This is a genomic window from Sporolactobacillus sp. STSJ-5, from assembly GCF_024385605.1.
Taxonomy (GTDB): domain Bacteria; phylum Bacillota; class Bacilli; order Bacillales; family Sporolactobacillaceae; genus Sporolactobacillus.
This window is the reverse complement of the sequence record NZ_JANFOJ010000008.1, coordinates 1-15,813: the sequence shown is the minus strand read 5'-3', so window position 1 is coordinate 15,813 and position 15,813 is coordinate 1. Positions and strand designations below refer to the sequence as shown.

The following is a 15,813-nucleotide window of genomic DNA, read 5'->3' as shown; positions in this document are numbered from 1 at the left end:
TTTATCGAACTCCTTTTTTAAGACCTGGCTGCTGACTTTCTTGCCAGGGGATAACAGCAAATCGATGGTTCGCGTCTTGATCAACGCGTTCAATCCAGTCGCGTTCGTTTTCCGCACGTTTTTTCAGTAACGAATTCGTGGTACGGGTCATAATCAAGCTTTGATTTACGATCCACCATGACGGAAGGATACCGGCTCTTTTCAAATCGGCAGCCAGGCGCTCTGCCTCAAGAACAGGCGTTGTTTCCGCGAGTGTGACAATAACAACGGCCGTTTCTTCCGGATTTCGCAATCGGGGCAAAAGTTTCTGAACAGAAACGGGTACTTCTCCAGCTGAATGCGCAATCTCGCGATGGTATTCCTCCGTTGCATCCAAAAGCAGCAGAGTGTGCCCGGATGGCGCCGTGTCGATGACCACAATCTCATCCTTAGCTTTTTCAACGACATCGGCAAACGCACGAAAAACGGCAATTTCTTCGGTACATGGTGAGCGAAGGTCTTCTTCCAGATAAGCCAATCCCTCGTTGTCCAGCTGATCGCGAGAACGCTCAATAACCAGTCGCCGATAGTTTTCTACTTCTTTTTTCGGATCAATACGGCTGACGGTAATCCGTCCGTCTTCCCCTGATTCGGTTGAATCGAAGCGGCCTGCCGGGTCTGTCGTTGTTAAATGAACCTTATTCCCACGTGCTGCAAGCTCTTGTGCAATGCGTCTGGCAATCGTTGTCTTCCCAACGCCGCCTTTGCCCATTGTAAAAATCACACGCTGCTTTTTGTTTAGCAGATCATCAATTAAATCGTGAAGTTCTGGATACTTAGCCGTAACCTCTTCTTCCGCCGGATGCTCGTTCTTTCTTTCCCTGTCCGACACTTGATCAGACAGCAATTGTCGGATGTTTCGGATACCGGTCATGTTGAATGGCGCGAGGAAAAGATCAAATGTCGGCACGTCCTTCAAATTTTCCGGCAGATTCGCCAATGCCTCATGTTCACGTTTCATAAAAGCAGCGGCTAAATTATCATCGGAGTCGGTTTGCCTCATCCGACCATTCATTACCAAGCATTGATTGTTCATGCCTATTTTCTTTAGTTCACTTGATGCCCGAGCAGCTTCTTTTATGGCCGATCTCTCTGGTCTTGTAACTAGCATCAGCGTTGTTTTCTTCCCATCTGAAAGTGCGCGAACAGTCTCTGCATACTGCTGTTTTTTATCATTTAAGCCAGCGAGCGGGCCAAGACAAGAAGCGCCATGGGTGTTCTCATTGAGAAAGCCGCTCCAAGCGGTCGGCAGCTGCAAGAGTCGCAGTGTGTGGCCGGTAGGTGCCGTGTCAAAAATGATGTGATCAAATGATTGAGTGACGGACTGATCCGTCAGCATCGAAGAAAATGCATCAAAGGCTGCAATTTCAACGGTGCAGCTTCCGGACAGTTGCTCTTCCATTTGCTGAACAGCTGCATCCGGCAGTATACCACGGTATGGACCAACTACTTTTTCTCTATATCGCCCGGCTGCTTCTTCCGGATTCAGATTGGACACAAATAGATGAGGCACATCAGGTATTTCTTTGTTATCCATCGTCAGATCTGTACCAAAAACATCCTGCAAATTGGAAGCAGGATCCGTACTGACAAGCAGCACCCCTTTTCCCATGTCTGCTAAAGCGGTCGCCGTCGCACAGGCAATCGAGGTTTTGCCAACGCCCCCTTTTCCCGTAAAAAACAGGAAGGGCGTCAACTCCATAGATTGAGGATTAAATAGACGCGTCAAAAGAATCTCCTTCTTTCCCCTACTTGCTCACGTTAAGCTTGATCTGAAACTGCTGTTTTTTACTGATTTCGTCAATGGATACTTCAGACAACTCAGCCAGTTCCTGATTAGTCGGATAAGTTCCCTTTTTAACAACTTTTCCATCAGCTACTGTTACGGGCAAAACACTCATTCCCTCGTCCTCCAGCAAATCATGAATCGCCTGATTTTGAACAAAAGCTGCCGGATCACTTGTTAAGTTAAAGCGCGAAATATTAAATCCATTCTTTCTTAGATTACCTACAGCTCCAGTAATGCGAATGAGATCCTGATCAACACTTGGTCCACAGACACCGGTTGAACAGCACATAGCAGGTTCAAAAATCTGAATCGTTTTCAATTGGATTCATCTCCTTTTTCAAATGTTCAATGCCTTCTCTTCCTCTGCAAATTGTTTGATTCGTTTACCAATACCATCACGGACATGCTGGAATACCGCCCATTTTTCTTCATCGGTTCCCTCTGCCTTCGCCGGATCATCAAATCCCCAATGTTCGCGTCTCACATGCGGAGGCGTCATTGGGCATCGTTCTTCAGCGTCACCACAAAGCGTCACGACAAGGTAGGCGCGGTTTAAAATATCCTGGTCAATCAGCTTAGATGTTTGGTTCGAAATATCGATACCGACTTCTTTCATCGCTTTAACCGCATTTGGATTTAATCCGTGGGCTTCAATGCCGGCTGAACGCACGTCATAATCTTCTCCCAAATATTTTTCCCCGAACCCTTCAGCCATTTGGCTGCGGCAGGAATTACCCGTGCAGAGAAAGTAAATGATTTTTTTGGTCATCGTCACTGTTCCTTCCGTTTTTGGCTTTTGCTTGGTCTGTATCAGCTGCAGACAGTCGATTCAATTAACAACATTCCGGACTTCCGCAGCTTTCGACATGTTGATCCGGCAGGGCATCCATAATTACGGACACGTAATTCGGTATGTTTTCATTCAAGCTGTAATAGACCCATGTCCCTTGTTTCCGTTCCCGAATAATCCCTGCGAGCCTCAGCTTTTTGAGATGTTGACTAATCGCCGGTTGAGAAACGTTCAATACGTCCACTAATTCACATACACACAACTCTTTGTACTTTAAATAAGAAAGGAGGGTTAGCCGTGTTTTATCACCAAGAAGCTTTAGCATAGAAGAAAGTTCAGATACACGTTCCAGTTCGGTTATCATATATTCGCCTCCATTTATATTTTCATACACTTATATTATGATACACTTATTTATTGTGCAACGTAAATGCTCATTTTCGGTTATAGCGCCAACGAAAAGATGATCCCATAAAAAGATAAAGGGAAAGTCCCCATAAGAAGCCTCTCCCATTACTGTTTTTATGCTTAACTGCATGAATCCAATAGCCCTGTTCCATTAACGTCTTATACTCTTACAGACGCAAAAAATTCTTCATAAAGCGCTTGTACGGCTTTTTTCTCAACGGCTTCCTTTACCCCGAACATCATGCTCGTCTCGGATGAACCTTGGTTGATCATTTCAATATTAATCTTTGCATCAGCGAGCGCCCGTGATGCTCTTGCCATCGTTCCAACTTTTTTCCGCATTCCTTCACCAACCAGCATGATGAGGGCCAGATCATGCTCAACCCTGACCTCATCCGCGTCAAGATCGGTCATAATCCTTTGCATGATTCTTTTTTCGATCTTTTCTTCCATTTGATTTTGCCGGACAATGACCGTCATATCGTCAATGCCTGACGGAATATGCTCAAAGGATAGGCCGAATTCCTCTAAAATCAGCAGAATCTTACGGCCAAATCCTATTTCTCTATTCATTAAATATTTACCTACATAGATGCTACAAAATTTGTCATCGCTTGCAATCCCTACAACGGGACCGTCTATATTCTTCCTGGCACTTACGATTCTTGTTCCTGGCGCTTCCGGGTTATTCGTATTTTTCACATTGACAGGAATACCCGCACGAAACGCCGGAATAAGTGCTTCGTCGTGAAAAACAGAAAATCCCCCATAGGAAAGCTCGCGCATTTCACGGTAGGTCAGTTCGCGAATTTCTTTCGGATTTTTAACAACATGTGGATTGACTGCGTATACCGCATCGACATCGGTAAAATTCTCATAGAGTTCGGCTTTAACACCATTTGCCAGAATTGATCCGGTAATATCCGATCCGCTGCGGGAGAAAGTCACGACATCGCCGTCTGTGTTGTAGCCGAAAAATCCCGGGAAAACGATAATGCCCGATCTGTTTCTTAACTCATATAGCCGCTCATACGATTGAGGCAGTACTCGAGCATTCCCCGGATCGTTGCTCACTAAAAGTCCGGCTTCTTTAGGGGAAACATAATGTGCATCCAGCCCTTTATGTTTCAGAGCAGCTGCAACCAGCTTGGCATTATTGTCTTCACCGCTCGCCTTCACCGCTTCGATGAACGATGCGGGATTCGATTTGTCACCGCTCAGCAAGGTTAGAAGATCATCTGATATTTTCCCAATAACTTTATTTGAAAGATGCAGTTCTTGAGCGATGCTTTCATATCTGCTCAGTATCGTTTCAACCAGCTGATGTGCATCTTGCCCATTAAGATATTTTTCTGCACAGCTGATTAGTAAATCGGTAACCTTAATATCATCCGAATAACGCTTTCCCGGAGCTGAAACAACTACGATTTTTCGCTCAGGATCAGCTGCAATAATATGATAGACTTTCTCGACTTGTGCTCCGGAAGCGAGTGAGCTTCCGCCAAACTTAACGACTTTCATTCCGGCAACCCCTACTCTTTATAAATGACTGAAAATGTACCCCTAGTATCACTTATTTCTGAATAAGAATCAAACTTTTTTTACATTTTTTCCGAATAATCAATAACGGCGGTCACGAATCAAAAGAAAAAACCAGGCTTTGACCTGGTTGCTCGCATCCTTTCGTTAAGGGCATTCGAAGGCGTTAATTATCAATGTACTTATGGTACCAGCTTGCCGCAGCTTCCGCTTCTTTTTGCGTGAGCCGGTGACCTTGATTCTCCCAGTACAAAACGGTCTCTGCATGTGCGGATTCAAGCAAGGTTTGCAGTTCTAATGTTTCGTCCACTAAGCAGATGGGGTCGTTCGATCCGGCAGCAATGAATACTTGTGTCCTAGTAAGATCCGGTAATCTTATGCCACGCCTCGGTACCATCGGATGATGAAGCACTGCACCTCGAAGCGCTTTGGGAAGATGAAAAAGCAGGCTTGCAGCGATATTGGCTCCGTTTGAATAGCCGATCGCAATCACATTTTCCCGATCGAAGGAATAGGTTTCTGCTGCCTGGTCAATAAACCGATGAAGCTCATACGTACGAACGATCAAATCTTCCTCGTCAAAAACTCCTTCAGCTAAGCGGCGGAAAAAGCGAGGCATGCCATTTTCCAAAACAGTTCCCCGCACGGCGAGAATTGATGCATCAGGATCGATCAGCCTCGCCAACGGCAACAGATCCTTTTCATTGCCGCCGGTTCCATGGAGAAGCAGCAATGTCGGCTTCGACAGATCGGTTCCTTTAATAAAGAGATGGCGCATACTGAATCTCCTTCTTTGCGTTTATTTTGGACAGAGTCGTCACAAAAGCAATCGGTCTCGGAACGATTTCTCCAATTAGCAACTTATCATGTTCTTTTTCCGTCACTGATGACGGATTGATGGAAAGCAACAGTGCCCGCTTTCTTGGCCGTCAGTCGCGTGTTCGAACGGTGATCGGCAGTAAAATTTTCTCCAGTTGCGGCCGCAATTCTTCATATTGCGGCGGCAGCATCAGGTTTTCACCTAATTTTTCTTTAGGCTCATCGATGGCAAAGCCCGGAACATCGGTAGCCATTTCAAAAAGAATACCGCCAAATTCCCGAAAATAGATTGAATAGAAATAATTACGGTCCTGGACAGGGGTCACGCCGAGCCCATTTGCTTCAAGATATTGCTTCCATTCAAGCTGATCCGAATCATCCTCGACCCGGAAGGCAATATGATGAACCGTTCCAACGCCCATGCGTCCGCGCTCAGAAGGCGTCTTAACCACATCAATCACATTGCCAAGATCTGCCTCACTTTGAAAACGAATATAGCCGTCTTCTTCACCGATACGCGCAAAACCCATCACTTTTTCAAGCAGCCTAGTGGTTTGCTGCGGCTGAATGGAGCGCAACACGGCCCCGCCGAATCCCTTGATTGCTGTATCGGCTGTGACGCCGGCGAATTGCCAGGTACTGGTCTTCCCTTCTTCCCGTTCAACCAATTCCAGCGCGATTCCATCCGGATCATGAAACTGCAGACTCTGCTCGCCAAAGCGCACCGCTTTGGAAAAAACAACCTTGAACTGAGCCAGACGACTTTCCCAGAATGCCATTGCCCCCTTAGGAATAACAAATGATGTAAGCCCGACCTGACCATCACCGACTTTTCCGCGATGCCCTTCATCCCATGGGAAAAAGGTAATCGCCGTGCCCGGGCTGCCGTCTTCATCACCAAAATAGAGGTGGTAGGTTCCCGGATCATCGAAATTAACGGTTTTTTTCACTAAGCGCAACCCAAGAATGCTCGCGTAAAAATCAACATTTTGCTGAGGATTGCCAACGATGGCCGTGATGTGATGAATACCTGCTGTTTTTTTCATGAATCATTTCACCCTTTCTTTTTTACCTTTTTATTCTCAATCGAACAACGTTTCTCCGAAATTTTAGAATAAGAATGCATCGACCGCATAGTATCCAGGACCAGCGATTGCTATACCAATCGTGACAGCAAGCAAGACCAAATTATACTCAAAACCATTTTGTGTTGCCCACAAGCCATTGGAACCGTGCACCTTAACAATGGCAACAACCATCGTACCTGCAATCATGATCCCTGCTAAGGGAGTCAGAAATCCCAGAGCAAAGAAAAGTCCGCCGACGAGCTCTGATCCGCCTGCAAGAATAGCCATAACGACACCTGGTTTCATTCCGATCGAATCCATCCAGCCCGCTGTTCCTTTTAATCCATGACCGCCGAACCAGCCAAATAATTTTTGAGCACCATGACCGATAAACAAAATACCAATAACCAAACGAATCACGAACAAACCGACACTAAACATAAATAATCTCCCTTTTTTATACTACTAATTCATATATTCTTAATTCGAGATATTAGGCAGAAAAATGTCAGTGCTTTTCCGCATACCTGCCTAATTTCTTTAAGTGATCAATCAACTGATGTTTTTCCTCATCAGTGACGCCGCTGAATAGTTCATGAATGGCTTTCTTATGCTTGGGAAAAAGATCATCCATAAATTCTTTTCCTTGTGGCGTAATCTCCGCAAACGTGACACGGCGATCTTCCGGACATGGCTTGCGCTTAATGAAGTTCTTCTTTTCTAGTTTATCTACGACGTAGGTAATACTGCTGCTTGCAAGTAAAATGCGCTCACCAATTTTTTGTATCGGCTGTGCCCCTTTATGATCAAGCAGTTCAAGCACTGCAAATTCTGTAGGATTGAGTCCATACTTTTTAATATTATCCTCATCACGTTTCGCAATGGTTTGCATCGCCCTTGAAAGAACAACAAATAATTTGAGTGATAGATCCTGATCCCCGGTATTTGGCGAACTGCTCATAAGCACGCTCCTCTCAATTATCTCGAATTCGAGATAATTGTATAATGATCGACTGCCTATGTCAAGATGAGCAGATCCTAAAAAAATAAAGACCGCGATGAAACGGTCTTTATTGTACCCACAAGTAATATCCGTAAAATGATCGGATCAGTTCGCGGATTGCTCCTGAATAATCTTCACGATACGATTCAATACAGGCAGATGCTTATTTTTGCTTTTGCAGGCGATATAGATAACATTTTTAACGCTTAGCGATTCAAAGATTACCTTGGCTTTTGTTTCATCCATAGAATGATTGAGTATATAGGTTGGGATTAAACTGATCCCATCGCCATTTTCAATAGCCTTTAACATTAAGTGCAGATTAGGAATGATATGCTTCGGTTTCATCACCGGGCGCTTCTTAAAGTGTACCCGCCAAAACCTTCTGATGATCGGCAAGTCCAGACCATAGCTGATCCAATCTTGTGACAGCAGCCATTTTTCCGTCGCCTTTAAATCATTATTAACGGGTATTCCTATTCGTATTGGTGCAGTAAGGACAAATTTCTCTTCACATAGTTTGCTGAATTCAATGCCCGGCACTTGCGCTTTTTGCGACGTAATGATGAGATCCACTTTGTCTTCTTTTAATAAATCCAATAATTGATCAGCCGTTCCAAAATAGGAGACGGTGTCTGTTTGATAGGCTTGAAGCTGTTGGAGAATGTTTTCCTGAAAATAGTCAATCGCCGATCCAATTCTCACCATAGAACGTGTAGGCAACGAGGTTGCTTTGAAGCTCAATGTGGCTTTCTCCAATGACTCGACAAGAGGCGCGAGCTGTGAATATAATGCCTTGCCTCGCTCAGTCGGCACCATTTTCCTTGGCATTCTTATGAACAAAGGCTCTCCAACCTCAGCCTCTAAAGCAGCTAAGTGCTGACTCATCGCCGGTTGTGTCATGATTCGTTTGTTGGCAGCTTCAGACACCGAATGATACTTATAAATCGAAACAAAGCTTCGATACCATTCAAAATCCACCAAATGACAAAATCTCCTTTTCAGATAAGTTCATCAACGTAATAAACGGTTCCGTTCACTAATTGCTCATCTAATATCAAATGAACTAGTGCATGTGCTACCTCGACGGGATTGCGCAAGGCGCCACTTGTCTTAAACCGTTTAAATTGATCAATGTCCGTGAATGCTTCTTTTTCAGAATCTCTTATTCGGCCCTGCATGTCTGTGTCCATAATGCCGGGGCTGAATGCGATCATTTTATGAGAAGCTTCTGTTTGTTCCTGCTCAAGACCGGCTACTTTTGTGTGCATATTAACCGCTGCTTTCGTTGCCCCATAGACACTCCATCCATGAATCGGTCGCTCGGCCGCGCCGGAGGTTACGTTGACAATTACCACCTCAATCGCTTCATTCTTTAATTCGTTCAACAATGTATTATTTATAAGCATCGGGGCCAACAGATTTAAATGGACTGCTCGCTGAATCGCGCTATTGTCTAGAAAGCCGACGCGCTCAATGGGCTCCACCGTGCTCGCATTATTCACCACATACACTTTTTGAGGCTTTCGCGCAGCGATTTGCCGGCATATTTTCTTAATAAAGGGCTCAATCTCTTCCACATGACTAAGATCGATACATTCATGTGAAAATCTCCCGTCGCTCTTTGCGATAAGATTTCGCACCTGTTCATTGATGCTCCGGGACAACCCGATAACCTCTTTACCCTGCTCCGCTAAGGCTTTGCTGACCTCAAACCCAAGCCCTTTTGATACGCCTGTAACAAGTGCCATTTCCATAGTGTCCGCCTCATTTCCTAAAAGAAAAGCTGATACCCTATAAGATACCAGCTTTTCGTTGATTAACCTAGTTTTTCGATCACTGCGTTAGCTACAGCTAAAGTAGACTGAGGATTTTGGCCGGTGATCAGGTTACCGTCCACTTCGTAATGCGTCGACCAGTTTGGCGCGGCAACGAAAATAGCGCCTAGATCACGAATCTTACTTTCCAACAAGAAAGGCAGTACCGGTTCTAGTCCCGTCTGTGCCTCTTCTTTGTCCGTAAATGCATTCACACGCTTGCCGGCGACAAGCGGCTCGCCGTTGGACAGCGTTGCTCCGGTCAATCCTGCCGGTCCGTGGCAAACAGCAGCTACAATCTTGTCTGCTTCATAGAAATCGCGCAGCAATTCCTGCAACTTTTTGTTCCCAGGAAGATCGAACATTGCTCCATGTCCGCCCGGTAAGAAAATGGCATCGAAACGCTCATAAGACACATCATCGAGTTTCACAGTATCTTGCAGGTACTTTTCCGTATCCAGGATCTCTTGCGGTGTGCTCTCATCGATACTTCCGGGATCAACGGTGCTTTTTCCGCCAAGAGGGCTTGCAACCGTAACCTTATACCCTTTCTTTATGAATTCACTATATGCTTCAGCAAACTCGGATAACCAAATACCCGTGGTTTTGCCTTCTGTAAGTTCCGTATGATTCGTGACAACCATCAAAATACTTTTGGACACAATCATGACCTCCTAAATGGATTATCTAGTACCCTGTTAGTCTAATCGCGTCAAACTGATAAAACAAATTATGTTTTTATAGTCTATCGATAAATATATTTATACATAGGCAAAAAAATCACCCTAATGCTTCGAGTGATGACCTACTATTTTTCTTTCAAATAACTTGTGAACTCTTAATAAATTTCTCAATCCGATCCATGCCTTCCTTGATTTTCTCCATGGATGTGGCATAGGAGATGCGGACGTATCCGGAAGCGTTACTGCCGAAGTTGTCTCCAGGCACCACGGCAACATGCTGCTCATCCAGCAAACGGTCGCAGAATTCTTTGGCTGAAAGACCTGTCTCTTTTATGTTCGCAAAAATGTAGAAAGCTCCCATCGGCTTGATGCAGGAAATTCTATTGATCGCATTTATGCGTTTATAGATATAATTACGACGTTTTTCGTATTCCTTCACCATCATTTCCCGATACTTTGCACCATTGGTCAGTGCCTCGATTGCGGCATACTGAGCGGAAGAATTGACGCAACTCCAGACATCTTCGGTAATTTTGGTCATTTCACAGATAAGATCAATCGGACCCGTGGCAAAACCAACACGAAATCCGGTCATGGCATGCGTTTTCGAGCAGCTGTCCACGATTAAGGTCCGTTCCTCCATGCCAGGGAAAGAAGCAATACTCGTGTATTCTTGATGATCGAACAGGATGTGACGGTACACCTCATCACTGATGACAAAAAGGTCATGCTTCTTAGCAATTTCTGCGATCTCACCGAGCGATTTCTTATCCATCACACTGCCGGTCGGATTGCTTGGAGCGTTTAAAAGAATGACCTTGGATTTTGGTGTGATAACCTTGCGCAGTTGATCGGCCGACATGTTAAACTCATTTTCTTCTGTCACATCAACACAAACAGGAGTGCCTCCGCAAAGGACGACTTGTTGGCCATAATTGGTCCAATATGGTGAGCTGAAGATAACCTCATCGCCAGGGTTCAAGAGCGTGGTCAGACCGAGGAAAAGGGCGCCCATACCGCCTGTAGTGACAAGACAATTTTCTATATTATAGGAAACGCCGATCGTCTTCTCTAAATAGTTCACATAGACCTCTCTGAGTCTGGTCATGCCCGCACCGGGTGCGTATTTTGTCTCCCCTTCATCAAGGGATCGCTTAGCCGCCTCAATAATATTTGGTGCCGAAATGAAATCCGGCTCACCAACGGCAAAAGAGATCACGTCGTCGATCTGTGCTGCTCGCACCATCATCTCTCGAATGGGCGAAGACTGAATCGCCGCCACTTTATTTGAATACTTCAAAGCTGCAACCTCCTGTTCTATGATGTTGAAAGAATAGCTTCCGAAATTTTTTCCATAAAGTTAAAATAACACAGAAGAATGCTTTTTGGTAAAGATGTTTTCTAGATTCCAAAAAAGGAAATTTAAATGCCAGCTGCTTCCATGAAAATTAAGCATGTAATTTATATTTCAAATAGTAATGACCAGTTAAGAAAAAAATGAGTGAGATACCTAGATTTATTAATGTTTGCGGAGAAACACTGGCTTGAATGGATGCAGCAGGTTGAAACAGCATCACATGATAATAGGGAATGATTTGCCCTCCTGTCAAATATTCTGTTGAAACGTAGGAGCCTATAAAAAGCAAGGGGACCCAAATCAGCTTAAACAAAATAATGATCATAAAACTTAGTGACGTGTAGACCAAAGCCTCAGATACAAATTGAAAGAACAAGGCAATGAATGGTACGTGGTAAAGCCTCACTGCCAATAATAAGCTGCAAACGAAAATCAGTACAACATAAGCTAGGAAAAAGAGCAGTACCCTGAAAAATCCATGCTCTATGGTCCTTAGCGGATAACTGAACAAGAACGTACTCCCTCCTTCCTCAAAATACCCATAAAATAAAAATGAGATCCACCATGCAGAAAAAGGAGCAACAATAAATTCCATTTGGTGCAGCAACGTGTCCGGAAGCGTCTGATCACCAAAAAAGTACGTAGCGAGAAACACAAGAAACGGACAAAAAGGAACATAGAAATTGTAACCCATCGCCTTTATTTCAAACGGCCAATCCATTCGTTTAAACATGATCAGCCTCCTTCATGTAATAAAGATAGGCATCTTCCAAATTAGGTTCCACCTGTCCGGCACCCGGCAGTTCCGTATCATGGTAAAAACGAATACGGTAATGATCCCCCTGCTGCACTGTTGAAATGATTGCCTGCTCAGGAATAGGCGGATCCGCATCTATCGGGCTGTCCATTTCCCAAATATGTCCGTCAGCATGTTTTGTCAGTTCACGCCTTGTCCCTGATGTAATCACTTTCCCCTCATTAATAATGGCAATATGATCACAAGTGGCTTCCAGATCTTCGACAATATGCGTGGATAGGATAATAATTCGATTTTCTGCTAGCCGTCGCAGAAGCTTACAAAACCGGACACGCTCCTGTACATCCAGGCCAGCTGTGGGCTCATCAACGATCACTAATTTTGGATCACCGAGAATGGCCTGTGCAATACCCAGACGACGAAGCATGCCCCCGGAAAGCGCGTGAATCTTTATGTTTTTTTGATCCTGCAGATTAACGGCTTCCAGAATATAATTGATTTCCCTCTTGCGTTCGTCTTTCTCACTGATTCCTTTTAAGACAGCAAAGTGATTCATGACTTCATAAACGTTTAGCGACTTATAAATGGAGAAATGTTGCGGCAAATAGCCCAATAAATTTCGAACCTGGTGAGGCTGCTTCCAAGATAAGTCATTTAACTTTATTTCTCCGCTGTCCGGAGTATCCAATGTAGCGATCAAGCGCATCAACGTTGTCTTCCCAGCCCCGTTAGGTCCTAAAAGTCCAAATGTTCCAGTAATACTTAGTGTTACATCATTAAGTGCGCATTTTTTACCGAAGGTTTTAGCGATACTGTTGATTTTTAATGTAGCCATTTAAGATCTCCCCATTTCTTTCTTGAGCAACTGATTTAAAGAGTCCCACGATGTGTCACCGGATTTCATTAACCGATACCAAGAGCGACAAAAGTCTTTTTTCTTAGCCACGCTGGTATCTATGTTTTTCGCGACTTGTCCCTTCATCCAATGAGACAACCATTCAAGAACTTCCTGCTTTTCCCCTGTACTCTTTACGCCTTGATACCAATCCAATACTTCTGAATCATTGCGACTATGTGCGGACTGATTATACAGATAGGCATAGGTCATGTCGAATGCTCGTACATAATCTAGGTCACTCACGTGGATACCATCATATTTCCAAGTGACTGCAGGCACCAGCCAGTTCACATAAGAATCCAATCCTTCTTTAAGCAAATACTCGGAAGCATCGCTAACAATCAAGGTGTCATCGGTATACCAAGCAAACTCTTCGGAAGATAAGTCCGAGATGGAAAGGATCGGTATTCTAAAAATCGTTTTTGGAACTGCTCGATGTCCTAGATCTAAATCCTTTTTTGCCGTTTTAATAAATGTTTCGGTTTGTTTCTGCATGTCATTCATTTGAGGATTTTTTAAGTTTGTTGTATGAACGTAGCGTTCTCCATTCTTGTTTTCGCTCTGCACTTCACCGGACACAAGTGTGAGACCGTGCGTGTTTCCTGACCACTCATTATGGGTTCGTTCTGGAATATTCGTATAAAGCGGTGTTCTGCCCCTGTAGTGCAGCACATAAGAGATCTTTTGCCTGTTTTGATGATTCATTCGCGTTAAATTCCCGTTATCGAGCGTAAACGAAGGACTTAATTGTGTGGATGGAAGCCAATTAAAATAATAGGGCAGATAAACGGATTGTCCATTCGCATAAAAGAGCGGTGAACTTAGCCCTTGATAGTTGAGATCAACCTTAAGATTGCGGCCTGGTATCCATTTATTTTTCAACGTAAGATGAAGAAGATCCTTCTTCTGTGAAAAAGAAGCTGATTTTCCATTGACCCGGATTGTTTTGACCTTAAATCCATGATAGAGAGATAGATCCACATGACGTAAAGAGTGCTGCTCTTGATTTTTAAGTGTCATGTTGACTTGTGCAGTTACCAATCTTTTTACGCGCAGATCGATCGTGTATGAGGTCGCTCTTATAGTGTACTGTTTCGGAACTACTTGTTTCTTAAAATAATAGTATTGTTCCACCATTTCTCTTGGCTTTGTGCGTGCATTCCCTGCTGAATAAACCTGTCGATCCAAGTTCAAAGAAATTGTGAGGATCAATACAATAACACTCAAACTAATCACAAGCACATTTGTTTTTCTTCGCGTAAACACACGATACTTCAATGAAAGAGTAAGCAAAAAAATTCCAAGAAGAATAACAAACCATAAGAGGTGTTTTTGCCAATAAACACTGTCATTAGCAAACCCATAAAGGCCATCATAACCAATCGTTGGATTCGGTTCTCCAAGATTTAAAATTTCCGCAGCCCGTTGAAGTGTTCGTCCAAGAAAAATAAAATTTGCCGGTCCGATCAATCCCCAAATAATTATTGAATACAGATAGACCACGCGATCTTTTGTAAGGAAAGCAAGCATAAAGCCGAGTAAATAACTAATATAAAAGGTAAAAGAAAAGTAAAGCATGACATAGAGAAAAGCACTGAAGAATAGATGATTCAACGAAAAGCCTTCAGCCAAATAAACAATGGCATATTCTATGTATAAAATGACACCAACAAAGATTGAAATGAGCGCCCCAAAGATCCATTTTGCAAATAGCCTGGGAACAAATGCATGATGTATGCTGAGATAGAGATCATCAACACGATGAACGGTATCCATTCGCACACTCCAGATTCCAATAAAAAGGAAGGCAAGTATTCCCCCTTGAACCAAGAAACTAGACCTAGGCATAAATTCTCCTGGGTTAACAATCTGATGTAAACCCAGCCCCTCATAAATCATTCCACCTAGCAAAAGAACCAAGAATAAAGGTTGACGTAGTAACTGTAACCATAGAATATTTAGCGTATTGATTATTCTACTTTTCATCAAATCGCTTCCCTTTATCGAAATTTGCAGAAAAATATTTTGAATAGTGTTCGTGTAAAAAGCACACTATTAATTCAAAAATTTAAAAACATAAGATTGTTTACAATACGAGGGGGGATATTAATGTCTTTTCAATTAACAGGCAGAAGTAAGATTTCCGTAGTAGATTTTTGGTGAATAACTCTTTCATTTTTATTATTTTACTCCTGTAACGTATTTGCAGCTAGTTCAAACGTGGATATATATAGCACACCGCAACATCGCTATTAGATGAACTTTGGGGCCAGCCTGTTCGCAGCATCGGTACCACATTGTCGAGATTGCAGCCAGACCAGGAGTATCAATTGGATCTCTTTTGACAACTCATCCAGGATAAACTTAATCGTGCTATGGATCAGATTTTTGCCCGCATGTATGCCCTGAGTAATTTTTTTAGTGCCTTAATCTCAAACTCAGTAAAGATTTGACGCTGTTTACTGTTGAGTGAGAAGTCTAACTTTTTTTATCTTGAATTTTGGAAAAATGTAATCGATAATGTTTTCTTTTTTTCCAGGTTGAATATATAGTTCAACATCTTGTTTGTTTATTTCTGTTCCGTAATAGTGTAGATTATCTGGTGTTAATCCTTGGAATCCAGATGTATGTTTAGCGTTCTCTCCTTTTTTTAAGTTTAAGAGAAAACGTCGAGTTTTTCTGTTTGCAGCAACTGCATTTATGGTCATTTTATTTTTGGAAGCAAGTAGTTGATTGATTTCTTTATCTACTACATTATTCTCCCAATCTTCTGAGTCTCCAAGTTCAAATGCATAATAACCTATACCAATAATAACAATTAGCATAAGCGAGATAAAAATGGCCGTT

Annotated in this window: 17 protein-coding genes and 2 pseudogenes; 1 reads left to right on the top strand and 18 read right to left on the bottom strand. The window is 43.2% G+C overall.

Features of this window, described 5'->3' with window-relative positions:
- Nucleotide 1 precedes the first annotated feature (1 nt).
- From arsA to NOM01_RS09045, 17 genes and pseudogenes are all read right to left on the bottom strand, one after another.
- Complete coding sequence (gene arsA, locus NOM01_RS09125; protein ID WP_304654841.1) at nucleotides 2-1,768, bottom strand: arsenical pump-driving ATPase; 1,767 nt, start codon at nucleotides 1,766-1,768, stop codon at nucleotides 2-4.
- 19 nt (nucleotides 1,769-1,787) lie between these two features.
- Nucleotides 1,788-2,147: an arsenite efflux transporter metallochaperone ArsD gene (gene arsD / locus NOM01_RS09120; RefSeq protein WP_255748221.1), complete on the bottom strand. Its 360-nt coding sequence runs from the start codon at nucleotides 2,145-2,147 to the stop codon at nucleotides 1,788-1,790.
- An 18-nt stretch (nucleotides 2,148-2,165) separates the two neighbouring features.
- On the bottom strand, nucleotides 2,166-2,597 hold the full coding sequence (gene arsC / locus NOM01_RS09115) for an arsenate reductase (thioredoxin) (protein WP_255748220.1): 432 nt from the start codon (nucleotides 2,595-2,597) through the stop codon (nucleotides 2,166-2,168).
- A gap of 64 nt (nucleotides 2,598-2,661) precedes the next feature.
- A complete protein-coding gene (locus tag NOM01_RS09110; protein WP_255748219.1) occupies nucleotides 2,662-2,982 on the bottom strand; it encodes an ArsR/SmtB family transcription factor in 321 nt (106 codons plus the stop codon).
- A 203-nt stretch (nucleotides 2,983-3,185) separates the two neighbouring features.
- Entirely contained in the window at nucleotides 3,186-4,547 is a 1,362-nt protein-coding gene (locus NOM01_RS09105) for an aspartate kinase (RefSeq protein WP_255748218.1), read from the bottom strand.
- Between the two features lie 184 nt (nucleotides 4,548-4,731).
- Nucleotides 4,732-5,343, bottom strand: coding sequence for an alpha/beta hydrolase (locus NOM01_RS09100; protein ID WP_255748217.1), 612 nt, complete (start codon nucleotides 5,341-5,343; stop codon nucleotides 4,732-4,734).
- A gap of 25 nt (nucleotides 5,344-5,368) precedes the next feature.
- A pseudogene (locus tag NOM01_RS09095) lies at nucleotides 5,369-5,473 on the bottom strand (flavin reductase family protein); the annotation flags it as partial.
- Between the two features lie 21 nt (nucleotides 5,474-5,494).
- Nucleotides 5,495-6,430, bottom strand: a complete 936-nt coding sequence (locus tag NOM01_RS09090) for a ring-cleaving dioxygenase (protein WP_255748216.1) — start codon at nucleotides 6,428-6,430, stop codon at nucleotides 5,495-5,497.
- Nucleotides 6,431-6,493: 63 nt separating this feature from the next.
- Complete coding sequence (locus NOM01_RS09085; RefSeq protein ID WP_255748215.1) at nucleotides 6,494-6,892, bottom strand: DoxX family protein; 399 nt, start codon at nucleotides 6,890-6,892, stop codon at nucleotides 6,494-6,496.
- Nucleotides 6,893-6,959: 67 nt separating this feature from the next.
- Nucleotides 6,960-7,412 (bottom strand): MarR family winged helix-turn-helix transcriptional regulator, encoded by a 453-nt coding sequence (locus NOM01_RS09080; protein WP_255748214.1) that lies wholly within the window; start codon nucleotides 7,410-7,412, stop codon nucleotides 6,960-6,962.
- Nucleotides 7,413-7,559: 147 nt separating this feature from the next.
- Nucleotides 7,560-8,435, bottom strand: a complete 876-nt coding sequence (locus NOM01_RS09075) for a LysR family transcriptional regulator (RefSeq protein WP_370646021.1) — start codon at nucleotides 8,433-8,435, stop codon at nucleotides 7,560-7,562.
- Nucleotides 8,436-8,455: 20 nt separating this feature from the next.
- On the bottom strand, nucleotides 8,456-9,211 hold the full coding sequence (locus tag NOM01_RS09070) for a (S)-benzoin forming benzil reductase (protein ID WP_255748212.1): 756 nt from the start codon (nucleotides 9,209-9,211) through the stop codon (nucleotides 8,456-8,458).
- A 62-nt stretch (nucleotides 9,212-9,273) separates the two neighbouring features.
- Nucleotides 9,274-9,933 (bottom strand): type 1 glutamine amidotransferase domain-containing protein, encoded by a 660-nt coding sequence (locus NOM01_RS09065; RefSeq protein ID WP_255748211.1) that lies wholly within the window; start codon nucleotides 9,931-9,933, stop codon nucleotides 9,274-9,276.
- A gap of 157 nt (nucleotides 9,934-10,090) precedes the next feature.
- Entirely contained in the window at nucleotides 10,091-11,254 is a 1,164-nt protein-coding gene (locus NOM01_RS09060) for a pyridoxal phosphate-dependent aminotransferase (RefSeq protein ID WP_255748210.1), read from the bottom strand.
- 148 nt (nucleotides 11,255-11,402) lie between these two features.
- Entirely contained in the window at nucleotides 11,403-12,044 is a 642-nt protein-coding gene (locus tag NOM01_RS09055; RefSeq protein ID WP_255748208.1) for a hypothetical protein, read from the bottom strand.
- The gene (locus NOM01_RS09050; protein WP_255748207.1) at nucleotides 12,037-12,903 is read right to left on the bottom strand and encodes an ABC transporter ATP-binding protein; all 867 of its coding nucleotides are present in this window, start codon (nucleotides 12,901-12,903) and stop codon (nucleotides 12,037-12,039) included. Before NOM01_RS09050 ends, NOM01_RS09055 begins: the two co-directional genes overlap by 8 nt.
- On the bottom strand, nucleotides 12,904-14,742 hold the full coding sequence (locus NOM01_RS09045; protein ID WP_255748206.1) for a hypothetical protein: 1,839 nt from the start codon (nucleotides 14,740-14,742) through the stop codon (nucleotides 12,904-12,906).
- Between the two features lie 473 nt (nucleotides 14,743-15,215).
- Here NOM01_RS09045 and NOM01_RS17235 point away from each other — a divergent pair.
- A pseudogene (locus NOM01_RS17235) lies at nucleotides 15,216-15,311 on the top strand (DinB/UmuC family translesion DNA polymerase); the annotation flags it as partial.
- Between the two features lie 114 nt (nucleotides 15,312-15,425).
- On the opposite strand, the gene NOM01_RS09040 reads toward NOM01_RS17235, so the two are convergent.
- A partial coding sequence (locus tag NOM01_RS09040) for a hypothetical protein (RefSeq protein ID WP_255748204.1) occupies nucleotides 15,426-15,813 on the bottom strand: 388 nt, incomplete at its 5' end.